This window comes from Paraburkholderia agricolaris (genome assembly GCF_009455635.1).
Lineage (GTDB): Bacteria > Pseudomonadota > Gammaproteobacteria > Burkholderiales > Burkholderiaceae > Paraburkholderia > Paraburkholderia agricolaris.
This window is the reverse complement of the sequence record NZ_QPER01000001.1, coordinates 3163976-3187380: the sequence shown is the minus strand read 5'-3', so window position 1 is coordinate 3187380 and position 23405 is coordinate 3163976. Positions and strand designations below refer to the sequence as shown.

The following is a 23405-nucleotide window of genomic DNA, read 5'->3' as shown; positions in this document are numbered from 1 at the left end:
AACAATGCAAGGAAAGGCCAAAAGACCAACAACAGAACAGACCACTAACACAGCAAGGAAAGGCCAAAACACCAGCACAGGCAAATCCCAATGCCATAGGCAAACCACCGATACCAACACCACCGCCAACGGCAAAAAAAACCCAAAAAAATCAGCATCCCTAACAACAGAATAAAAAAACCACACCACAAACAACCGAACCAAACCAGATTACAATCCCTCCACCCCCAAGACAGCCCGCAGGGCAACACCTCATCTTTTATGCTGAAGATCCTGATCAGCGCCTGCCTGGCCGGCCACCCCGTCCGCTATAACGGCAAAGCCAAACCCACCCACGACACGTGGCTAACCCGCTGGCAGGCTGAAGGCCGCCTCATCACCGTTTGCCCCGAAGTGGCAGCAGGCTTCCCGACCCCGCGGCCGCCGGCCGAAATACAATTGCGCCGTACCGGCGCCGACGTCCTCGCGCATCACGCCACCATCAACGACAATACCGGCGCCGACGTCACCGCGCTCTTCATCGCAGGCGCCCAGCACGCGCTAAACCGCGCAAAAGCAGAAAACTGCCGCTATGCACTGCTCGCCGACGGCAGCCCCTCCTGCGGCAGCACCTTCATCTACACCGGTACGTTCGATGGCCAAACCCATCCCGCTACCGGCGTCACTGTCGCGTTGTTGCAACAACACGGCATCCGCGTGTTCGCAGAATCGCAGATCGCCGAACTGGCCGCAGAAATCGAACGCGCCTCCGGCAACTGAGACACACTGTCAAATCGAGCTGACAATTCGTGATATTGACTCGGTCATACAAAATCTCCCGATAACGTTTGCGCAGCCTTAATCAACGGGAAATTCAAATCGAGCAAGTGAGGCAGGATAATTGTTAATCAAGATTTGACATTTACAGAATCTGAAAAATTATTGACCTGAATTTAACGTTCCCATAACTATTTGGAAAACGTTTGCGTTGCTTAATTCGCCGCCTTTGTCGGCAAAAATCCCGGCATCAAGCTCGCAAGCCGCAGCCCTAAATACGAGATATAGGGGAAATCCGTTGTGGAATTGGCGCAGATACACGCTAGAATGCGCGTCGATTCATCGCCAATGACCAATCGTTCAAACGATGCTCGCGTGAATCCAGTCGGCAAGTAATTGCATCCGATCGAATCGTTTCCCACCCAGACGGGAACTGCCGGTAATTATCGGCTCAAGGCAAGTCAGATCGGTAAATACGGGGAGGCGATATTAACGCGCGCCCCGCAATGCCTGCCGCCAATAAAACATTTGTGAGAGATGCGGGGTATTGCCAATGAGGATTCTGTCGATTTTCGGCACACGGCCGGAAGCCATCAAAATGGCGCCGTTAGTCAAGCAACTGGAAGCCGATGCCGGCATCGAGTCGATTGTTTGCGTCACCGGGCAGCATCAGCAGATGCTCGATCAGGTGCTCGAGCTGTTTCAGATCAAGCCGCATTACAACCTCGCCCTGATGACCGGCAACCAGACGCTCAACGGTCTGGCCTCGCGTCTCATCGCCTCGCTCGACGAAGTGCTCGCTGCCGTGCAACCCGATCGCGTGCTGGTGCACGGCGATACGACCACCGCCTGCGCGGCGGCGCTAGCTTCGTTCCACCGGCGCATTCCGATCGGTCACGTCGAAGCGGGGCTGCGTACTGGCAATCTGATGCAGCCGTGGCCGGAAGAAATGAACCGCCGCGTGGTCGACGTGATGAGCGATCTGATGTTCGCGCCCACCGCGAGCTCGAAAGCAAACCTCGCGCACGAAACACTGCACGGCAAGATCATCGTCACCGGCAATACGGTGATCGACGCATTGAACCTCACCACCGCGCGCATCGACCATGACGCGGCATTGCGTGCCGAGCTCGACGCACGCCTGCCGTTTCTCGATGGCGCGCTGCCGGTGCTGCTCGTCACGGGCCATCGCCGTGAGAGTTTCGGCGCGGGCTTCGCGAACATTTGCGCGGCGCTCGCCGAACTCGCGAAAACCAACACGGTGCAGATCGTCTATCCGGTCCACCTGAATCCGAATGTGCGCGGTCCCGTGCAGGAAACCCTCGGCGCGGCGCGCAACGTTCATCTGATCGAGCCGCTGGATTACCTCGGCTTCGTGCGCCTGATGCAGCGAGCGTCGATCATTCTCACCGACTCGGGCGGCGTGCAGGAAGAAGCGCCCGCACTCGGCAAGCCGGTGCTGGTGATGCGCGACGTGACCGAGCGTCCGGAAGCGGTGGCGGCGGGCACGGTACGCCTCGTCGGCACGGAGCGCGAAGCGATCGTGCGCGCGGTGACCGGCCTGCTCGAAAACGCAGGCGAGCGTGACGATTTTGCGCATCGCGTCAACCCGTACGGCGACGGCCATGCATCGCAACGGATCGTCGCGGCGCTGAGCGGGCGCCCGTTCAACGAGTTCGTGAGCGGCGCAGCGGGCGGGACCACTCAGGTTGCGGGCGCACCGGCCGGGCGCGCACTGTAGGGCTGACGTTCGCCGGCTGCCGTCGATCGCGACGCGCCGGCAAAGCTTCCGGCAGTACGACCTGCCAAAAGCGGGATCGCAGTTTCAGACAATCCATGCTGCGCAAATTTGCCTCACTGTTTGCGAGCTAATTTCGAGACAAGACAACGTGACCACCAATTCGCCCATGCGCCGCCTGGCGCACCCTCACCTGAACGCTCTTGCCGCGCTGCTGTTGCTGGCGTCGACGGCCTATGCCCAACAGCCGGCCGATGTCGCCGGCAGCTTCGCGCAGCTCGGCAGCGGCCGGCTCGCGACGCGCACGGTGTCGCTGGCGGAACTGGGCATGCGCGATCCGGTCGTGCTGCGTGCGCCGGACGGGCGTCAGGAGTTGTATCTGCCGGTGCCGGCCGGCGTGCCCTTGAGCGATGCGGCCTTGCAGATCGACGGCAGCTATCTGCGCGGTAACGGCGGCCGCACGACCATGCTGGTGTCGCTCGACGGCTCGCCGGTACTCTCGCGCACCCCAACGCAGGACCAGGGCGATGCGTCCGTGAGTCTCGGCGTGGACGGCGCGGCACGGCCGAGCGGTTTCGTGCGCGTGGGTCTCGACTGGTCGTCGGTGCTGAGCGATAACATCTGTACCGATCAGACCGCGATCGGCAACGTCTGGCGCATCGCGCCGACTTCGCGCCTGACCTATCGCTACGATCCGGACGCGATTGTCGATCTGCGCAGCGCGTGGGGCGCCTTGCCGACCAAACCGGTGGTGATGCTCGGCGCGCGCACGGTGGGCGCACCGGCGTTCGATGCAGGCTGGCGCGTCGAAGCGCTGCTGCAACGCGAAGGCCGCACGCCGGTCACGCGGACGTGGCCGGTGGTAGGCGACACAGTCGACCTGAGCGATATCGAGGTGCCGGCGCCGCTGCGCGCGGTGCCGGCCTTCGCCGCGCTGGCCACGGGCGGTTCGCACAAGCTGGCGAATCCGGCGGAAGCGGGCGCCCTGGTCGCACTGACACCGCGCCCGGCATTCGCGCCGGACGTGATCGTCGCCGACGACACGCTGCGCAACACGCTGAAGACGTCGCTCGATGCGTTGCGCGAACAGGTTGTCGGCGCGGCCCCTGGTGCTGCCGACGCGTTCGACGCATGGCGTGCCCGCGCGATCGATCCGATCGCGAAGCCGCTCGTTTCGGGCGAAGTGCGCCTTGCCCACCTCGGCGGCCAAACCGCAATCGTGGTCGGCGATAACGACGGCGTGGCGATTCTCGCGCGCACGTGGCGTCCGATCGACGTGACCAGCCGTCTCGTGGTGCATCAGATCGACACCGCGCCGAACACGCGCGGCGACGAAATCGCGTTGTCGCTGCTGGGCGGCCTGCCGCGCACGCTCGACGTGCAAGGCCGCGCCACCTGGGACGCGAATTTCGATCTGGGCGCGGTGTCGGGCAACGGCAAGCTGCCGGGCAGCGTGGTTCTCGACGTGGCCGCATCGCCGACCTTGAACAACACGGCGCAGACCGCCTCGATCTATTTCAACGACGTGCTGATCGGCTCGCAGTTGCTGAACGCCAACGGCAAGCCGCAGCGCATCACCGCGCGCGTGCCGCACTACGCGCTGGCGCCGAACAATCTGCTGCGCGTGGTGTTCCAGCGTCAGCCGGAAGGCGGCTGCCAGCCGCGTAGCCAGGGCCATCCGATTGCCGTATTGCCGAGCAGTCACCTGACGCTCACCGATGCGAAGATCGGCGACGATTTCACCGGCATGGTCGCGCGTTTCGCGTCGGAAGCGAATGTGCTGGTGCCGGCCGCGTACCTGAACGATCCCACGCAAGCACTGCCGCGCGTCGCGCGACTGGCGAACGCAAGCGGCATTTCGCCGACGGGCGCAGCCTTCAGCGTCGCCCGTGACGGCGAAGCGGTGAACCCGAAGGGCGCCTTCCTCGCGGCCGACGTCGCGCTCGCCGATGAGAAGAGCCTCGCACGGTTGTCGAAAGACCGCCTGTCGCTGACCGATGCATCCGGCAAGGTCCTCGCGGACGTGTCGGGTCTGAACCGCGTCGGCGTGATCGAAGCGGTGAAGTCGGGCAGCGTTTCGGGCATCGCGTATCGCACGGTGGGGGATACGGCGGCGGTGCTGCCTGCATCGTTGCAACTCTCGCGTGGCGATGTGGCGATTGTCGACGGCAGCGGTACGCTGCGCCAGTTCGATACGCGTCATCCGGGCGAAGTGGTCGACGCGGACGACGTGCAAGGTCCGTGGTTCATGCAGAACTGGGTACGCTGGGGCATCCCGGCCGCGCTCGTCGGCTTGCTGATCGTATTGCTGCTGGTCGCCAACGTGGCGCGCCGCAGGAATAAGGACAAGTCGTGAGCATCGCGCTGATCAAATGGTATGCGGGCTACGCGGTAGCCCACTACTACCTGGGGCTCGAATACGTCGCGGCGCTGGTGGCGTTCATCATTCTGCTATCCAGCATCGACGATCTGTTCATCGACGCTTGGTACTGGACCCGAACGATCTATCGCCGCTTCACGGTGCAGCGCACCTACAAGCCGCTTACCAGCGCGCAGCTGTATCAGCGCGACGAGCAGCCGATCGCGATCATGGTGCCCGCGTGGCACGAGTACGACGTGGTCGCGGCGATGATCGAGGACATGGTGCGGGTGATGGACTACCGCAACTATGTGGTGTTCGTCGGCACCTATCAGAACGACCCGCAGACCATCGCCGAAGTCGAACGGATGCGCCGCCGCTACAAGCAGTTGCGTCGCGTGGAAGTGCCGCATGACGGTCCGACCTGCAAGGCGGACTGTCTGAACTGGGTGATTCAGGCGATCTTCAAGTACGAGGGTGAGGCCGGCATCGAATTCGCCGGCGTGGTGCTGCACGATAGCGAAGACGTGCTGCATCCGGTTGAGCTGCGCTTTTTCAACTATCTGTTGCCGCGCAAGGACATGATCCAGTTGCCGGTCGCCTCGCTCGAGCGCAACTGGTTCGAACTCGTGGCCGGCACCTATATGGACGAGTTCGCCGAATGGCACGCGAAAGACCTGGTGGTGCGCGAGAGCCTGGTGGGCTCGGTGCCGTCCGCTGGGGTAGGCACGTGCTTCTCGCGCCGCGCGTTGCTCGCGCTGATCGCCGAAACCGATAACCAGCCGTTCAATACCGAAAGCCTGACTGAGGACTACGACGTCGGCGCGCGCCTGGGCAAGATGGGGATGCAGTCGATTTTCGCGCGCTTTCCGGTGCAATTCGCAACGCGCCGCAAGGCGTGGTTCGGCCTGGGCAAGGAGCGCGACATCACCGTGACGATGCCGCTGTGCGTGCGCGAATTCTTCCCCGATACCTTCCGCACCGCCTACCGGCAGCGTGCGCGCTGGACGCTCGGCATCGGCTTGCAAGGCTGGAAGCAGACCGGCTGGACCGGCTCGCTCGCCAATCGCTATCTGCTGTTCCGCGACCGCAAGGGGATCGTTACCGCGTTCGTCGGCATCATCGCGTATGGGCTGGTGATCCAGTTCCTGCTCTTCGCCGGCGCCGAACTGCTCGGCTGGATGCCGGACCTGATCGCTTCGCCGTTCTCCGATTCGCCGTGGCTGCAAGCGCTGTTATGGGCCAACGGCTGCGCATTGCTGTTGCGCGTCGCGCAGCGGATCTACTTCGTGACGCGTCTGTACGGTTGGGAGCACGGCGTGCTGTCCGTGCCGCGCATGGTGGTGGGTAACTTCATCAACTTCATGGCTGTTTCGCGTGCGTGGAAAATGTTCCTCACGCACCTCGTGACGGGCAAGCGTCTGGCATGGGACAAGACCATGCACGACTTTCCCTCCGCCGACGGCTTCAACAACCGCCGCCAGCGTCTGGGCGAATTGCTGCTGTCGTGGCAAGCCATTGATCCGGACAAGCTCGAACAGGCGCTCGGCGAAAGCCATGCGCGTGAGGCGCCGCTTGGCCGCGTGCTGATGGCCAAGGGCTGGCTCGACGAGGAGACCCTCGCGGAAGCGATTGCCTTCCAGGCGGATTTGCCGCGTGGCCATGTGATGCTTGAACGCATCAAGGACGACGCGGAGCGCCTGCCGCTCGACGCGATCGTGCGCCATCGCGTATTGCCGCAGATCGACGCCGCGAATGGCCGCACGATTTTGCTGACCGCGAGTCCGCTTGCCGAGACGGCGGTCGCGGAACTGAGCGCGCTGATCAAGGGACCGGTCACCCAGCAGATCGTCCGTGAGGGCGAGATCGCGGCGGGCCTGCGCGTGTTGCGCGGCGTTGGAACCGCAGCGCCGGCGGGCGAGGTCGAGTCGGGGAGCACGGTGGAAGGTGCGTCGGCAGGTGCGTTGCCAGGCGACGCGGCAGGTTCCGTGCCGGCACGCGGCGTGCCGTTGATCGGCGATCTGCTGATCGAGCATGGCCACGTGCGCCGTGAAGCCTTCGAGGCAGCCATGCAGGACTACCGCCCGGATCGACACGGCCGTATCGGCGACTACATGGTGGCGCGCGGCGTGATCTCGCGTGCCGCACTCGAGAACGTAATCCAGCAACAGCGCCGCCTGCAGGGCGCTCTGGCGGCATCCGAATGAGCGATTCATTTTTCTTCAGCTTGCGTGCCGTTGCCGCTGCAACGGTGACGGGCGCATTGTGCCTGAGCGGCGCGACAGCCTATGGGCAGAGCACGGCGGCCACGCCGCAGCCGGCCGCATCCGGACAGAACACGCTGCCGTTGAGCGGCGCCGCCTACCGGGTGGCGCAGGCCGCATACGCCGCCTATGAGCGCGGCGACTACACCGGCGCGGTGGCGCGAGCACGCGAGGCGATCCGCCAGCGCCCCGACGTCGTGTCGCTGCGGGTGCTGCTCGCCAACTCGCTCGCCGCGCTGCGCCGCTATAGCGAAGCAAGCCGCTCGCTCGGCGACGCGATTGCGCAGATCGGCCGCGATCCGGCGCTGGTCTCGCGTCGCAAGCAGATCGACGCGCTGAACGTGTCGACCCGCGCAGTGGCACGCGCGGGCCGCCAGCAGCCGGCCGATCCGGACGTGCTGACCGGCGCCGCGTTGACGGCCGCGCAGCAGGCCTACAAAGCGTACGCGGCGAAGGATTTTGCGGGCACCGTCAAGTACGCGAACGAGGCGATCTCGCTGCGTCCCGACTTGCTGCGCCTGCGGCTGTTGCTGATCGATGCGGCGAGCGCGGCCGGTCAGGATACCCAAGCATGGAACGCCGATCTCGACGCAAGCAAGCGCTTCGGCGACACCGACGAACTGCGCTTGAGGCGCAGCTTCATCGGCAACCGTCTGGCGCCGAAGTCGTCCGCTGCGTCGTATGAGGCGTTCAGGAAGGGCGACTACACGCAGGCTGCCACGCTCGCGCGCGAGACGGTCGCCTATGCGCCGGATCAGGTTGGCTACCGCATCCAGTTGATGGACGTGTTGTTCGCCGCGAACGATCTGCCGGGCGTGCAAGCCGCGGCGAGCGACGCGATTGCCGCCGACGATACGGAAATCATGCCGCTCGCGCTGCGTGGCTACGTGCTGGCCGCTCAGGGCAAGACGGCGGACGCCGAGGCGGATTTCGCGAGAGCGTTGCAGGCCAACGATGCGACGCAGCGCAACAAGCGCGTGGCGCGCGTGATCATCGCCGACGTATGGATCGCCGAAGGACAGCCGCAGCGCGCGCTCGATCTGCTCGCGCCGCTTAAGATGAATGGCGACGACACTGATCCGCCGATCGCGCTGCGCCGTGCGCAGGCGCGGCGGTTGCTGGCGCATGCGCCGGCCGTTGCGGCGAATGCTTCGAGCACCGCAACCGCTTCAACCGCGTCGACCGATTCACTCGCTCCAGCCACGCAAATCGACCCGGCGCACCGTCCCGTGATCGACTGCGTGGTCGATCAGTTCGGCGCCAGCTGCGATGTATACGCCGCCGATCGCGGCTTCGCCGCGGCACGCGCCGCGGCCACCGCAGCCGCTGCAAACGACAAGGCCGGCGCGGTCGGCTACGCACGCGAAGCGGTCAAAGCCGCGCCGGACGATCCGCAGCACCGGGTCGAACTGATCAACGCGCTCAGCACGGCCGGTAACGACTCCGCCGCGTCGCGCGAAGCGCAAAAGATGATCGACGCCGGCATGCTCGACGCGATGCCGGACCTGAGCGCCGCGTACATCGCACAACGGGCCGGCAACAACAAGGTCGCGTTCCAGCGTTTCAGCATGGCCGACAAGGCCGGCACGATGCCGGCCAGCGCCTACGCCGACGCCGGCTATTCGGCCGTGAACGCGTACCGCAACCGCGAAGCCGCGCAGTACTTCGAACGCGCGATCGACGCGAGCGCCAAACCGGGCGACGACACCCCGCCGGCCACCCCCGCGCAACTGAACGAGATGCGCAGCGCGCACGCCGAAGCCACCCGCAACTGGGGCTTCGACGCGTCGATGAATTATCGCGGCGCGGGCATGCAGCCGGGCTATGCGTCGTCGCCGACACCGGGCACGTCGAACAACTGGCAGGCGGGCGTGGAAGCCTACTGGCGTCCGTTCGGCAGTCTCGGCGACCGGATGTTCGAACTCTACGCACGCGGCTACGAGAGTTTCGGCGTGAAGAACGGCGGCGCGAGCGGCGTGGATACCCTGCAGGCCACTATTGGCGCGCGCGCCAAGCCGTTCTCGCAGATCGACGCGATCGTCGCCTTCGAACGGATCATTCCGATCGGCTCGCAGGTGAATCCCGACTGGCTCGCACGGCTCGCGTATTCGGGCGGTTACGGCATCGAGCGGCGGGTCGACGTGCCTTCATGGTGGACCGCGCAGATCTATGCCGAGACCGGCACCTATCTGAACGCGGGGTCGGTCTATGCGACCACCAATCTCGAAGTGGGGCGCACCTACCGCATGGATCGCTATAGCCCGAAGTGGACCGTGTTCCCGTATGCGGTGATCGGCGCGGACTACGACTCGAGCATCGACCACAGCATTCCGCTCGGCGCGGGGGTGGGGATTTCGACGCGTTACTGGTTCCGCGACAGCAAATACGACTCGCCGCGCTCGTATGTCGATCTGTCGGTGCAGTACCGCTGGAAGATTAGCGGCGACGATCGCGCGCGCGGGGTGTTCTTCGGCGCGATTTACTCGTATTGAATCCGGACGGATCAAATGAAAAAAAATAGCTTGGGGTATTCGAGGACAGCAGTTTTTCTGGCGGCGCTGCTGTCGGCCGGCGTGGCGCACGCAGCGGCGGACGACGTCGCGAGCCTGTATGGACCGCAACCGCCCGCCAACGCGTCGTATCTGCGCGTGTTGAACGCATCGTCGCAAGCGGTGCACGTCGCGCTCGCCGGCAGCGAAGCGCCGCAGACGCTGGCACCGGGCGCCGTCACGCGCTTCAGCGTGCTGACGCCGGGCACGCCGGCGCGCGTGACGGCCGACGGCAAGGCCGTCGCCGAGGCCACGGCTAATGCGGCAGCCGGCGCAGGCGACGCCGTCACCGTCGCGCTGCGTCATGACGCGAAGGGCTGGCATGCGACGCGGATCGTCGGCCGCTATGAGCGCGTCGACGGTTTGAAGGCGACCTTGCGTGCGTTTAATTTCGCGTCCGGTTGCAGCGCGAAGATCGGTGTGGACGGCAACGGCCCGACGGTGTTCGCGCAGGTGGCCGCGGGCGCGCAGGACGCGCGTGCCATCAATCCGGTCAGCGCGAAACTGGTGGGGCAGTGCGGCGCGGCGGCCAGCGCGGCGCTGCCGCTGCCGGCGCTCGCAGCCGGCGACAGCTATAGCCTGTTCGTCACCGGCGATGCGGCCAAACCGGTCTTGAGCGGCGCGCGCGATGCACTGGCGTGGCCGCCCGCCGCGAATTGATCGCCGCGCGCGGTTTGCCTCCTGCTTTGCTTGCCGCTGCACCTGCATCACACGCTTCACATAAATCACGGGGACCCAACACAATGACCGACTCCAGCCGTTCGTTCATCCAGGCATCTGCCCAACCGGAACCGCTCAACGGCGTGCGCCGCCGTTTGCTGCTCGCACTGGCCGCGGCGCCGCTTGGCGGCGCGCTGTCGCTGCTGCCGCGCCGTGCATTCGCCGCGGCATCGACCAGTGTGATCGAAGGCCGCAATCTGTGGCTCTATCCCGGTTGGGAGAGTCTCACCGACGACGCGACGCCCGCCTGTCTGAAAGCCGTCGATCTGATTCGTCAGGCGACGGACAAACTCTCGGCGCGCGGCATTCGCAGTGTGATCGTGATCGCACCGCTGAAAGCCCGTTCTTGCCCGGAGAATCTGCCGGACGGCACCGCATTGTCCGCGGGTGTCGCGGGGCGCTATGCCGCGATTCGCGCGCATGCCGATTCGCTCGGCCTGCAGATCGTCGATGGTGACGCAGCCATTGCCGCAGTCGACCCGGCACAGGAAAAGTACATTCGCGCCGACTACCACTGGAGCGGCCATTCCGCCGAAGCGGTCGCGGCGCGCGTCGCCGAACGCCTGGTCTCGGCCGGTCCGCTGAAGGGCGCGGCGGGTGCAGGGAGCCGGCTCGGCGCATGGAACGAGGAAGTCCGCTATGGCGATCTTGCGGCCTTGTTGCCGCCGGAGCGCAAGAAGGCGGTCGGCAAGGATCACTTCATCGTGCGCACGGTGGTGGCGTCGCCGGGTCTCGTCGATAGCGGTCCGCCGGTCGTGCAGGTGGTCGGCAACAGCATGGTGCAGCCGTACCTCGGTTTTCCGCAGAAGCTCTCGAACGCGATCGATCGCCAGGTCGGTTTGACGTGGACCTTCGGCGACACCGGCCCGTGGAAGACGTTGCTCAACTATCTGGAGTCGCCCGAGTTCAAGGCCAATCCGCCGCAAGCGATCGTCTGGCAATTCAACGAAGGGCAGATGATGAATCTGCCGAGCGCGGCAGGTCAATGGGACGCGGCGTCGGTGATGGCCGACGATGCGTTTCTCGCGCGCCTGAGCAAGGCTGTGACCTGATGAGCGAGTCAGTCGGACGCCCGGCGGAACGCGCGGCTGAACGCACGGCGGCAGGCACGCCGGCGAGAGAGGGCGCCACCGCGCACGCTCAGACGGGAGCGGCGGCGGAGCTCGCGCTGCCGCTCGCGCGCGCGCATCGGCGCATCGCGTGGCTGATCGCGCTGCTGCTCGGCCTCGGTTGTGCTGGCGCAGTGACTTCGCTGGTCGTGCAGTCGCGCAACGGCGCGGCATTCGATCTGCGTGGCTGGCGCGACGGCAGCCTCGGCCACAAACTCGACCGCGCAATCGACGTGCCGTACGCGCGCTCGCTGCACCGCTGGCAGGCGGCGGCGCGCTACCGCCTGTTCGGCGACCTCGGGCAGCAGGTGCGCGAGGGTTGCCCCGGCAGGCTATTCTATGCGGACGGTTTGCGCGCGCCGGTGCAGGCGGGCCATGATCCCGTCGAACGCGCCGACGGTGGCGATGCGTTGACCGATGCGCGCATTGCCACGCTGCATCGTTATGCGGATGCACTGCGCGGCGCCGGAATTCAACTGGTGGTCGTGACGGTGCCCGACAAGGCGCGCGCGGAAAGCGAGGCGCTGTGCGGGCTGCGCCAGGACGCGCGGATGACGCAGCGTCTGAACGTCTGGAACCGTGCGCTGACTGCGAGCAAGGTCACGCACGTCGAATTGCTGCCGGCCCTGCAAGCCGCGCGTCCGGCGTTTTTCCGCACCGATGTGCACTGGAATGCGCAAGGCGCGCAAGCCGCCGCCCAGGTGGTCGGCGCGGCGGTGTTGCCCTTGCTCGGCACACCCGGAGAGACAAAATTCACGCATGCGACGGCGCAACCCGCGCCGCGGGTCGGCGATCTGCTGACGCTCGCGAACCTGAACGACGTGCCGGACGCCTGGCGGCCGGCGCCTGACGTCGTCGCGGAAGAAACCTTGCAGGCTCAACGCAGCGGTGGTCTGCTCGACGACGGGCCGGCGGCCGACGTGCTGCTTGCGGGCAGTTCGTTCTCGCGCCGCAGCGCGTTTGCCGAGCGCCTGGGCGAGCAGCTTGGCCGCGAAGTCTGGAACGTTAGTCTCGACGACGGTCAGTTCGACCGTGCCTTGCAGGCGATCTGGCGCGAGCGCGCCAACTGGCCGAAGAGTGTGCGCGTGGTGGTCTGGGAAATGTCAGAAGACGCGCTGTCGATGCCGGTCGAGGGCGTAGCGCCGACGCCTGCCGCAGCGTTGGCTGCCACAGCATCGGCTGCCGCAGCAACGGCTGCCGCAGCAACGGCCGCCAACGCTGCGATGCCTGTCAACCCCGTTGCCGCACCAGCGAAGCAGGACTGAGCGCGATGCTATTCAATTCCTTTATCTTCCTCACGCTGTTCCTGCCGCCCGCGCTGGCCGGCTACTACCTGCTCGGCCAACGCATGCCGCGTGCCGCGGCGGCGTGGCTGTGCGGTGCGTCGATCGTGTTCTACGGCTGGTGGAATCCGGCGTTCGTCGGCTTGCTGGTGGCGTCGATCGTGTTCAACTATGCGATGAGTTGTGCGATCGTCGCGGCGCCCGCGCAGTCGGCACGGCGCCGCTGGCTGTTGGGCCTTGCGATTGCCGCCGATCTCGCATTGCTGGTGCGCTACAAATATCTGGCGACGCTGCTTACCGCGCTCGTGCACGCAAGTGGCGTGGCGCCTGCCGATTGGCTCGCGCACGGCATGCAGGACGTGATCCTGCCGCTCGGCGTGTCGTTCTTTACCTTCACTCAGATCGGCTATCTGCTCGACTGCAATGCGGGGATCGTCAAGGAGCGCGACCCGCTTGGCTACGTGCAATTCGTCACGTTCTTTCCGCATCTGATCGCGGGGCCGATCCTGCATCACAAGGAAATGATGACGCAGTTCGCGCAGCCGGCCACGTACAAGCTGCGCGCTGAGAATCTCTCGATTGGTGCGTTCGTGTTCACCATCGGTCTCGCGAAGAAGGTGCTGTTCGCCGACACCATCGCGCCGTTCGCCGACGCCGGATTTGCCGCGCCGCACGAATTGCAGTGGCTGGCGGCGTGGGGTACCTGCCTCGCCTATGCGCTGCAACTTTACTTCGATTTCTCCGGCTACTCGGATATGGCCGTGGGTCTCGCGAAAATGTTCGGTGTGCGCTTTCCGTTGAACTTCAATTCGCCGTTCAAGGCGGCCAGCATCATCGATTTCTGGCAGCGCTGGCACATGACGCTCACGCGTTACCTCACGGCCTACCTCTATTACCCGATGGCGATGCGGATCAATCGCAGCCGTGCGCTGCGGGGCCTGCCGATCGGCCGTCTCGCGCAACGTTCGACGCGTGGCTTTCTGTCGACGGTCGCCGTGCCGACGTTCTACACGATGGCGCTGGCCGGCATCTGGCACGGCGCGGGCCTGCAGTATCTGATCTACGGCTTGCTGCATGCGTCGTATCTCACCGTGAACCACGCTTATCGCGCGTGGCGGGCGGCGGCTGCGCCCGCGCCGGCGGCCGGGGGCGCGGCAGCGGGGACAGCGGCGGGATCGGCACAGACGGCGGGATCGCCACGAAATTCGGTGGCATTCGCGATGCGCTTCAGGGCGCGCGTTCGCCATGCAGGCAACGTGTTGCTGACCTTCGTGGCCGCGCTGGTCGCGTTTGCGTTTTTCCGCGCTCATGGCGTTGGCGATGCGCTCGCCTTACTGCAGGGCATGGCGGGGCTGCACGGCATCGAAGCACTCGACTGGCCCGCATGGGGCACGGCAAACATCGGCTTTGGCGAGTGGCTGCATCTGGTCGCGGGCCGCTCGACGCTTGCCTTGCAGATCGCCGCGTTACTGGCGATTGTCTGGTGCACGCCGAATTCACATCAACTGATGGGCCGTTTCTCGCCGGCGCTCGAACGCGCGGCCGAGGGGCTGCCCGCTGCGCTGACATGGCGGCCGTCGCTGCGCTGGACGGTCGCGATGCTTGGGGTGCTCGTATTCTGCGTCGCGCAGTTGCACGGCGAAGTGCGTTTTCTCTATTTCCAGTTCTGATTGCCGTAACGACCTTTGCACAAGGACACCACCATGACTCAAAACGAAACACTGCACGCCGACGTAGCGGCGCTGGTCGAATCCGTCGTACTGCGCCTCGTGCGCGATGATGAGTTGCTGCTCGAAACGGGGTTGGTCGATTCGGTGCTGGCCGTCGAAATCGTGATGGGCGTCGAGATGCAATTCGGCGTGCGCATTCCGCCCACCGAGATCGCCGAGCATCTGGCATCCGTGAATGCGCTGAGCGCGTTCATTGCCGCCAATCGGTAGGCGCATCATGCGATTCGATCTGGGCACAAGCCGCTTTGTCGATACCGATGTGCGCGCCGACGCGTGGGCGGTGATCGGCGCCGATCGCGCGCTGCGCTGGCACGAGTTGGCGGAGCAGGCACACGCATGGGCCGCACAGGCGCGCGCGCACGGTTTTGCCGCGGATGTGCCGGTGCTCGTGCGCGGCCACAAGGAAGCGGGATTCTTTGTGGCGATGGCGGGGGCGTTGCTGCTCGGCGCGCCGTTCGTGCCGGTCGACACAATCTACCCGGATGAACGGATGCGGCGCATCGCGAGCACGCTCGGCGCGCGGACTTACTTCGACGCGCAGGCTGGCCGCTTCGTGAGTTTGAGTGGGCACGGCGCGGAACCGGTTGCTTCGGCTTCAGCTTCAGCATCGGCATCGGCATCGGCATCGGCATCGGCGTCGGCGGCACCCGCCTTGCACGAGAAAAATCTCGCGTACGTACTGTTCACCTCCGGCACAACCGGCGAGCCGAAGGGCGTGCAGATCGGCCGCGAAAGCGTGGCCGCGCTGGCGGACTGGATGGCGGCCGACTTCGAACTCGGCGCTGCGCCGGTGTTTCTGAACCAGGCGCCGTTCAGCTTCGATCTGTCGATGTACGAAGTGTTCGGCACGCTTGCGCTCGGCGGCACCGTAGTTCTCGCTTCACGCGCACTGACCGCGCAGGGCGTGGCCTTGCTTGCCAGCCTCGCACGGCACGGCGTGACGACCTGGGTGTCGACACCGTCGTTCGCGCAGCAGCAGTTGCTCAATCCGCAGTTCTCTCAGGAGGGCTTGCCGGCACTCACCACCTTCCTGTTCTGCGGCGAAGTGCTGCCGGTCGCGCTCGCGCGGCAACTTCGCCAGCGGTTTCCGGCCGCACGGATCATCAACACCTATGGACCGACCGAAGCGACCGTGGCGACCACCTGGATCGTCGTCGACGATGCGGTGCTGGCCCATCACGCGCGCCTGCCGATTGGCCGCGCCAAGCGCGACGCCGAGGTGTTCGTCGATGACGGCGAGTTGTGCATTGCCGGCGCGCACGTGATGCGCGGCTATCTGAATCGCGCGGACCTGAACGCGGCGCGCATGTTCACCCGTCACGGCGAACGGGCGTTTCGCACCGGCGATCTGGGCGCGGTCGATGCGGACGGCCTGCTGTTTTGCCACGGGCGTATCGACGATCAGATCAAGATGGGTGGTTACCGGATCGAGTTGATGGAGATCGATGCGGGCCTGCGTGCGCTGCCTGGCGCGGCGAGTGCCGCCGCTGTGCCGCTGCGGCGCCCGGATGGCTCGGTTGCGCGGATCGTCGCGTTCGTGGCGACCGGCAGCGACGACGGCCGCCTGCCCGACGCGCTGCACGACTGGAAGGCGCTGCTGGCCACGCGCCTGCCGTCGTATATGATCCCGTCAGAATTGCTCGCGTGCCGGAGCTTGCCGGTATCGGTCAACTTCAAGATCGACCGCGCGCAACTTGCTCAGGATTATCGTGACATTCATCTCAAGGCACAGCGGCAGCACAATGGGTAATTCGCACGACGTTCCGGTCCAGACCGGCGAGCCGGTCTCGCCGCGCCGCCGTGCACTGCTCGCCGCGGGCGCCAACGTGGCGCTCTCGGCGCTGCTGTACGGCTGCTCGGCACCGGGTTCGGCCGACGCCGCCGCGTTGGCGCAAGGCGTGGTCTGGCAGATCGACGAAGATCATGTCAATCCGCATGGCGACTGGAATCGTCTCGGCGTGACGGATCTGCTGGTGCAATGGACCGCGGTGGACGACATTTCGTTTCTGCCCGGCACTACGATGCAAACGGCCCAGCGTCTGCCGGACTGGACCCGGATTGGCGGCGAGCCGTGGGCGCGCAATGTGATCGTCGGTCTCGCCGGACGCTTCGACGAAACCACGGCCCGCGCGCAAGCGGCGCAACTGGTCGAGCAATCGAAGCAGTTGGCCGCCGTGCGGCCGGCAGTCCACATCGACGGTTACTATTTTCCGGTTGAAGTCGATCCGACCTGGAAAGACGCCGTCACGCTCGCGCCTTTACTCGACAAGCTGCCGCGGCCGCTGTGGATCAGTGTCTACGACAATTCGAATATCGGCGGTCAGGCGCTGGCGGCGTGGCTGGACGGCTGGCTGCCGAAGGATGTCGGCGTGTTTCTGCAGGACGGCTGCGGTGTTTATGCACGCGGCCCGGCGGCTGCGCGTGAGTATGCGGACGCGCTGGCCGCGCGGCTCGGCAAGGACCGTGTGCGGATCATTGCCGAGGCGTTCCGTCCGGCTCAAAACGGTGCGTTCCGCGCCGCGACGGCTGCTGAACTGTCGCCGCAATTGCTGGCGTATCGCGGTTACCGGACCTATCTGTTCGACGGACCGCATTATGTGTCGGACCAGCTCGTGCAGGATCTGCTGGGTATGCAGCAGGCGCAGAAGTAGGGCGCTGGGCCGGCCGGCGCGCAGGAAGTCAAGCGCCTGCCGATCCGGCGTTAGCGCAACTGCGTCACCGCCAGCAGCAGCACCATGCTGCCGATCGCGCCATCCAGCACGCGCCACGCCGTAGCCCGCCGAAACAGCGGCGCGAGCGCACGCGCACCGTAACCCAGACCGATAAACCAGACCCCGCTCACCGCCATCGCGCCGAGTGCGAACGCCACCCGTGCGCCGTCGGGTTCACGCGCGCCCGCCGTGCCGATCAGCAGGAAGGTGTCGAGATACACGTGCGGATTGAGCCACGTGAAGGCCAGCGTCATCAGAATGATCGGCATTGCGCGCTGGGTTGGCGCCGTTCCCGCGGCGCTGCCCGCATTGGCGTCCAGCACCGCGTGGCCGGGCCGCACCGCGCGGCGCAGCGCGTTGATGCCGAACCATGCCAGATAGGCGAGCCCGACATACAGCATGGTGTGGACGAAGACCGGATAGCGTTCCACCAGCACCGATGCGCCGCCGACACCGGCGCCGATCAGAATGAAGTCCGACAGCGCGCACAGCGTGACGATCTTGCCGACGTGCGAGCGCATGATGCCCTGACGCAGCACAAAGGCGTTTTGTGCGCCAATCGTCACGATCAGTGACGCGCATAGCGCGGCGCCATGGGAAAAAGACAGCCAGTTCATAGTCAATCCAGTAGACGGGGGAAGCGAACGAAGCTAGTCTGCGGGTTTGCTGCTCGTAAGAGAAGCTAATTTAGTTAATGCCGATTAAGGAACGCTAATGCTCGACTATGCGTTGCTCGATGCCCTGGCCGCCGTGGTGCGGCACGGTTCGTTCGACCGTGCCGCCAGCGAACTGAATGTGACGCCGTCAGCTGTCTCCCAGCGGGTCAAACTGCTGGAGGAGCGGGTGGGGAGCGTGCTGGTGAAGCGCGGCCAGCCGTGCGTTGCCACCACCTCGGGGGCGCTGCTGTGCCGCCATACCGAACGCGTGCTGTTGCTGGAAGCGGAACTCACCGGCCGGCTGCCGGCGCTGCCCGGCGCGCTGGTCGAACCATGGCCGGCATTAAGGGTGGCAGTCAACGACGACAGTGTGGGCACCTGGTTTATCGACGCGGTGGCGCAATTTTGCGTCGAACGGGAGATGCTGCTCGATCTGGTGGTCGACGATCAGGACCACACCGCGCAACGAATCCGCGATGGCAGCGTGCAAGGCGCGGTCACCACGCAGGCCGAACCGGTGCAGGGCTGCCGCTCGACCCGCCTCGGACGGATGCGCTATCTGGCGGTCTGCACGCCGGCGTTTCGCGCGCGCCATTTTGCCGATGGCGTCACGCGCGAGTCGCTGCGGCGCGCGCCGTGTGTCGATTTCAATCCGAAGGATCAGTTGCAGAAGCGCTTCATGCGCCGCATCACGCGGGCGGATCTGGACCCGCCTTTGCACTGGATTCCGCACGTTGCCGGTTTTCTGCGGGCTTGCGTGACGGGGCTCGGCTGGGGCATGTGCCCGGAGCGCATGATCGCGCCGCATCTGGCCAGCGGCGAACTGGTGGACATGGCGCCCGGCAAGCATATCGACGTCGATCTCTACTGGCAGAGCTGGCGCCTGTCGATCGGCTGGCTCGACGATTTCAGCGCGGTGCTGCGCAAGCGGGCGACCGAGTTTCTCGATTGAGATTGAGCGCCACGCGGGCGGCGTTTTCCGAAAGACGCCGCCCACGCTGGCCGAAATGCGTCCGCCTTCAATGCAAGCGGATCACCGGATGCACGCGGCGGCGCAACCAGTGGCTTGCCGAATCGAGCGCCATGCGTGCGAAGCCGGTCAAGGTCATCACGTGGCGGCGATAGATCAGCTTGTAGACGACCGTCGCCAGCCAGCCGTCGACGAACACCGGCTGCGTCAGCAAGCTGTTGCTCAGGCTGCCGATCGTGCCTTCGCGGCCGAAACCGACCAGGGTGCCGGCGTCGCGATAGACGAACTCCGGTAAGGGCTCGCCCGCGATTCTGCACTTCAGCGTGCGTGCCAGAAACAGCGCCTGCTGGTGCGCGACCTGAGCGCGCGGCGCCAGAAACGCATCCGCGGTGCCTGAAGAAGGGCAGGCCGCACAGTCGCCGAGTCCGAAGATGTTCGCGTCGTTCGTGCATTGCAGCGTACGGTTCACCTGCACCTGGGCGTTACGATTCACCGCGATGCCATCCAGCGTGCGCAACACCGGCGGCCCTGCAATGCCGGCGGTCCAGATTGCGATGTCGCTGGCGAGCGGTGCGCCTTGATCCGTCAGCACGGCATCGGCACGCACTTCGGTGACGCGCGTGGAGGTCAACACGTCCACTCCAAGCGTGCCGAGCATTGTTTGCGCACGCGTTGAAATCGTTTCAGACAGCGCGGGTAACACGCGCTCGCTGCTTTCGATCAGACGAATACGGAAATCGCGCACCGGGTCGAGCGAAAACGGGCTATAGCGGTTCAACAGACGCACCGTATCGCGTACCGCGGCGGCGAGTTCAACGCCGGTTGCGCCGGCGCCGATGATGTTGATCGACACCGGCGTGTCCGCCTGAGCGGTCCGCGCGCGGCGCGCGTGGTTCGCACGCAGGCAGGCGTCGAGCAGCTTGCGGCGAAACGCTTCAGCATGAGCGACCGATTCGAGCGGCAACGCGTGTTCAGCCGCGCCGGGCACGCCGAAATATTGCGTGACGCTGCCCATCGCCAGCACCAGCGTATCGAATGCCAACTGCCGTGAGGGCAGGATTTCGCGGCCGTCGGCGTCGTGCAGCGCATTGAGCGTGATGTGCCGGTTGGCCCGATCGAGCGCGGCGAGTTCGCCCTGTTCGAACTCGAAGCCGTGCCGCTGCGCCTGCACAGCATATTGCAGTTGATGCGTAGCCGGATCGATCTGGCCCGACGCGGCTTCATGCAGCAAGGGCTTCCAGAAATGCGTTGGCCAGCGATCCACCAGCACGACCTGAGCGAGACCGGCGCGCCCGAGGGTCTCCGACAACCGCGTGGCAAGCCCAAGACCGCCCACTCCGCCGCCGACGATCACGACGCGATGCGCCGCTGCCGGCGTTGCGTGCGGCGCTTCCTGCGCGTGCTGAATGGGTTGCGTAATGGGCTGTCTAGTGGGCTGTGTACATTGCGCGTCAGAGGTTGTTCGCTGATCGATTCCGGCCATGATCCTGATCCTCCTGAAGTTATCTATGCACAGCCGATGAAAGTGCTGGCGGGCTATACCCGGAATTCATCGGTCTGATCTGTCGGGGTCAGTATAGAATCGGCGGAAACCGCAGCACAATTTAATGTTTATACAGAACATATAGGTTTTCACTTATGTTAAAAGCCGCTACGTTCCGTCAATTGAAAGCCTTGCATACGGTCGCGAAGCTCGGCAGCGTGTCGCGTGCGGCCGAGGAACTGAAGCTCACGCAACCGGCGGTGTCGCTGCAGGTGCGTCTGCTCGAAGAGGCGGCCGGGGCGCCGCTGTTGCAGCGGGTGGGCCGTGGCGTGCAGTTGACCGCGGCGGGCGAAATCCTCGCGCGCTATGCGCTGGAAATTCTCGATCTGTGGAACGGCGCGGCGGACGATCTTGCCGCGTTGCACGGCGAGCAGGGCGGCACGCTGCGTATCGGCGCGATCACCACCGCCGAATACCTGATCCCGCCGTTTCTGGTGCGCTTCACTGAATTGCGCCCACAGGTGAAGGTGCAGTTCAAGGTGGGCAATCGCGCCGATATCATCCGCATGCTCGCCACGCACGAGATCGATCTTGCTGTGATGGGCAGCGCGCCGCGTGAATTGCGCACGGTGGCGACGGCTTTCGCGAAGCATCCCATGGCGTTTGTCGCCTCGCCCGGACATGCGTTGATGAAGAAAAAACGCCTGTCGCTGGACGATCTGCAAACCGCGAATCTGTTTGTGCGCGAGCGGGGTTCGGGTACGCGCTCGACCGTCGAGAACCTGTTTCGGCTCGCCGGGCACAAGCTGCATATCGGCTCCGAACTCTCGAGCAACGAGGCGATCAAGCAACTGGTCGAAGCGGGCCTGGGCATTGCGTTTCTGTCGCTGCACGCGTGTTCGCTGGAATTTCAGGCCGGTTTGCTGGCCTTGCTGCCTTTGCCTGCCAATCCGATCGAACGCGACTGGTATGTGATGCATGTGTCGGATAAACGCCTGCCGCACGTCGCCGGACTGTTCCGCGATTTTCTGCTCGAGCACGGCATGTCCGGCGCGGTACCGGTGCCGCTGCCCACCGTCGCCGCAGCGAAGCGGCGCCGTCAGGGGCGTGAAGCGGGGCGCGCGGCAGATCCGGTCTGAGGCGCGGATTCTCACGATTTGCTTCGACGTTTGCGCTCTATCAGGCCTGAAGGATGTCCTCACGCGGCCCTTCGTTAGCGCGCAGCGCCTTATTTGACAGGGGTTTCGGGTTACATCGCCCGAGATCGAAGTAAAGGTTGGGCGGCCGATATTTTTGCCCACGCCGATTGTCTTTACAGTGACGTCCAGACATCTGAAAAAAGTGGACACCACATCCCCCGTGGCGAGCCATCGTGATTGAGACCTGGCCGTTACAGGAGTTGGAGACAATGAGCAGCAACAGCATCACCCAAGTCGAAACATTCGGTTTTGAGCGCATTCCCGACCGCTCGCGCTACGCGCGGCCGATCGATCTGTTCCGCTTGCTGTTCGGCGGGTGCAATACTTTTTCCACGTCGGTGCTCGGCAGCTTTCCGGTGCTGCTTGGTTTGTCGTTCAAGGCGGGCGTTTATTCGATCGTGCTCGGCGTGCTGATCGGTTCATGCATTCTCGCGCCGATGGGGTTGTTCGGTCCGCGCAATGGCACGAGCGATCCGGTTTCTTCCGGCGCGCATTTCGGTATTCATGGCCGGATCGTCGGCTCCTTTCTGGCGGTGCTGACCGCGGTCGCTTTCTTCTCGCTGGCCGTGTGGAGTTCGGGCGACGCGCTGGTGGGCGGCGCGAATCATCTGCTCGGCCTGCCGGTCAACTGGATGACGCTGAGCTTCGCGTACGGTCTGTTTGCGGTGCTGGTGCTGACCGTCTGCGTGTACGGTTTCCGCTTCATGCTGTGGGTCAACAAGATCGCCGTGTGGGCGGCGAGCCTGCTGTTCGTGGTCGGCATCGTGGCATTTGCCGGGCCGTTCGATAGCGCGTACGCCGGCAAGGTTGCGCTCGGTTCGGTGGGTTTCTGGCCGGCCTTCGTGAGCGCCGTGCTGGTCGCGATGAGCAATCCGGTCTCGTTTGCCTGCACGCTCGGCGACTGGGCTCGCTATATTCCCGAGAACACGCCGAAGAAACGCACGATTCTCGCGGTGATGCTCGCGCAACTGGCCACCTTCGTGCCGTTCTTTTTCGGGCTCGCCACGGCGACGATCATCGCCGGCAAGGCGCCGGAATTCATCGCGTCGAATAACTACGTGGGCGGTCTGCTGGCCATCTCGCCGAACTGGTTCTTTCTGCCGGTGTGCCTGATTGCGATCATCGGCGGGATGTCGACGGGCACCACCGCGCTGTACGGCACCGGGCTCGATATGTCGAGCATGTTCCCGAAGTTTCTGAACCGCGTGCGCGCCACGCTGCTGATCGGCAGCCTCGCCATCGGCTTTATTTTTCTTGGCCGCTTCGCGTTCAATCTGGTCGAAAGCGTGTCGACGTTCTCGGTGCTGATCAACGTCTGCAGTTGCCCGTGGATGGTGATCATGATCATCGGCTTCGTGACGCGGCGCGGCTTCTATCTGTCCGACGACCTGCAGGTGTTCAACCGCGGTGGCCGTGGCGGTCACTACTGGTTCACGCACGGCTGGAACTGGCGCGCGATGGGCGCGTGGATTCCGAGCGCCGTGATCGGCCTGTGTTTCGTCAATCTGCCGGATCAGTTCGTGGGTCCGCTCGGACAACTCGCCGATGGTCTCGACATCAGCATGCCGGTTTCGCTGACGCTTGCCTGCGCGCTGTATATCGCCTTGCTGCAGTGCTTTCCTGAACCGGACGGCGTGTACGGGCCGCTTGGCCGCCGCTGGTTGCGTAGCGGTTCGCAACGCAATGTGACTGTGCATCCGGTGGTGCCGGCGACTAAGCTTAAGGCGGGTGGGGCACAAATCACGCCGCAAATGAAGGATCAAGCGGATCCGCGCACCGTGCGACGCGAACGCGAGGAAGCACTGGACATGCAGGACGCGGGTTGAATCGCCCGCACCGAAACGACAGTTACGCGGTAAATGCAATGGTATTCAAGTT

At 64.9% G+C, this 23405-nt stretch carries 17 protein-coding genes; 15 read left to right on the top strand and 2 right to left on the bottom strand.

Going from position 1 to position 23405, the window contains the following annotated elements:
• Positions 1 to 261 precede the first annotated feature (261 nt).
• The 12 genes from GH665_RS14020 to GH665_RS13965 all read left to right on the top strand — a co-directional run bounded on the left by GH665_RS14020 (position 262) and on the right by GH665_RS13965 (position 17159).
• Positions 262 to 759: a 2-thiouracil desulfurase family protein gene (locus GH665_RS14020; RefSeq protein ID WP_153136367.1), complete on the top strand. Its 498-nt coding sequence runs from the start codon at positions 262 to 264 to the stop codon at positions 757 to 759.
• A gap of 550 nt (positions 760 to 1309) precedes the next feature.
• Positions 1310 to 2497 (top strand): non-hydrolyzing UDP-N-acetylglucosamine 2-epimerase, encoded by a 1188-nt coding sequence (gene wecB, locus GH665_RS14015; protein WP_174771719.1) that lies wholly within the window; start codon positions 1310 to 1312, stop codon positions 2495 to 2497.
• Between the two features lie 166 nt (positions 2498 to 2663).
• On the top strand, positions 2664 to 4850 hold the full coding sequence (locus tag GH665_RS14010; protein WP_153138462.1) for a cellulose biosynthesis cyclic di-GMP-binding regulatory protein BcsB: 2187 nt from the start codon (positions 2664 to 2666) through the stop codon (positions 4848 to 4850).
• Positions 4847 to 7060: a glycosyl transferase family protein gene (locus GH665_RS14005; protein ID WP_153136365.1), complete on the top strand. Its 2214-nt coding sequence runs from the start codon at positions 4847 to 4849 to the stop codon at positions 7058 to 7060. Before GH665_RS14010 ends, GH665_RS14005 begins: the two co-directional genes overlap by 4 nt.
• Positions 7057 to 9609 carry a bacteriophage N4 adsorption protein A gene (locus tag GH665_RS14000; RefSeq protein WP_153136364.1) on the top strand — a complete coding sequence of 851 codons (2553 nt, stop codon included), beginning with the start codon at positions 7057 to 7059 and terminating at the stop codon, positions 9607 to 9609. Before GH665_RS14005 ends, GH665_RS14000 begins: the two co-directional genes overlap by 4 nt.
• Positions 9610 to 9624: 15 nt before the next feature.
• Complete coding sequence (locus GH665_RS13995) at positions 9625 to 10326, top strand: alginate O-acetyltransferase AlgF (protein WP_153136363.1); 702 nt, start codon at positions 9625 to 9627, stop codon at positions 10324 to 10326.
• Between the two features lie 83 nt (positions 10327 to 10409).
• On the top strand, positions 10410 to 11438 hold the full coding sequence (locus GH665_RS13990) for an alginate O-acetyltransferase AlgX-related protein (RefSeq protein WP_153136362.1): 1029 nt from the start codon (positions 10410 to 10412) through the stop codon (positions 11436 to 11438).
• Positions 11438 to 12760, top strand: a complete 1323-nt coding sequence (locus tag GH665_RS13985; protein WP_153136361.1) for an alginate O-acetyltransferase AlgX-related protein — start codon at positions 11438 to 11440, stop codon at positions 12758 to 12760. The genes GH665_RS13990 and GH665_RS13985 overlap by 1 nt, the downstream gene beginning before the upstream one ends.
• Before the next feature lie 5 nt (positions 12761 to 12765).
• Positions 12766 to 14448: an MBOAT family O-acyltransferase gene (locus tag GH665_RS13980; protein ID WP_153136360.1), complete on the top strand. Its 1683-nt coding sequence runs from the start codon at positions 12766 to 12768 to the stop codon at positions 14446 to 14448.
• Positions 14449 to 14481: 33 nt separating this feature from the next.
• Positions 14482 to 14718 (top strand): acyl carrier protein, encoded by a 237-nt coding sequence (locus tag GH665_RS13975; protein WP_030103466.1) that lies wholly within the window; start codon positions 14482 to 14484, stop codon positions 14716 to 14718.
• A gap of 7 nt (positions 14719 to 14725) precedes the next feature.
• The gene (locus tag GH665_RS13970; RefSeq protein WP_153136359.1) at positions 14726 to 16258 is read left to right on the top strand and encodes an AMP-binding protein; all 1533 of its coding nucleotides are present in this window, start codon (positions 14726 to 14728) and stop codon (positions 16256 to 16258) included.
• Complete coding sequence (locus GH665_RS13965; protein ID WP_153138460.1) at positions 16251 to 17159, top strand: alpha-amylase family protein; 909 nt, start codon at positions 16251 to 16253, stop codon at positions 17157 to 17159. The genes GH665_RS13970 and GH665_RS13965 overlap by 8 nt, the downstream gene beginning before the upstream one ends.
• A 50-nt stretch (positions 17160 to 17209) precedes the next feature.
• Here GH665_RS13965 and GH665_RS13960 read toward each other — a convergent pair whose 3' ends face one another.
• Positions 17210 to 17836, bottom strand: coding sequence for a LysE/ArgO family amino acid transporter (locus GH665_RS13960; protein ID WP_153136358.1), 627 nt, complete (start codon positions 17834 to 17836; stop codon positions 17210 to 17212).
• 97 nt (positions 17837 to 17933) lie between these two features.
• Between GH665_RS13960 and GH665_RS13955 the strand changes: the two genes are divergently transcribed.
• Positions 17934 to 18827, top strand: a complete 894-nt coding sequence (locus tag GH665_RS13955; RefSeq protein WP_153136357.1) for a LysR family transcriptional regulator ArgP — start codon at positions 17934 to 17936, stop codon at positions 18825 to 18827.
• 67 nt (positions 18828 to 18894) lie between these two features.
• On the opposite strand, the gene GH665_RS13950 is transcribed toward GH665_RS13955, so the two are convergent.
• On the bottom strand, positions 18895 to 20328 hold the full coding sequence (locus GH665_RS13950; RefSeq protein WP_246216209.1) for an NAD(P)/FAD-dependent oxidoreductase: 1434 nt from the start codon (positions 20326 to 20328) through the stop codon (positions 18895 to 18897).
• A 155-nt stretch (positions 20329 to 20483) separates the two neighbouring features.
• Here GH665_RS13950 and GH665_RS13945 point away from each other — a divergent pair, with 155 nt between their 5' ends.
• The gene (locus tag GH665_RS13945) at positions 20484 to 21467 is read left to right on the top strand and encodes a LysR family transcriptional regulator (protein WP_035520682.1); all 984 of its coding nucleotides are present in this window, start codon (positions 20484 to 20486) and stop codon (positions 21465 to 21467) included.
• A gap of 269 nt (positions 21468 to 21736) precedes the next feature.
• Entirely contained in the window at positions 21737 to 23353 is a 1617-nt protein-coding gene (locus tag GH665_RS13940) for a purine-cytosine permease family protein (protein ID WP_246216208.1), read from the top strand.
• The last annotated feature ends 52 nt before the right edge of the window (positions 23354 to 23405 follow it).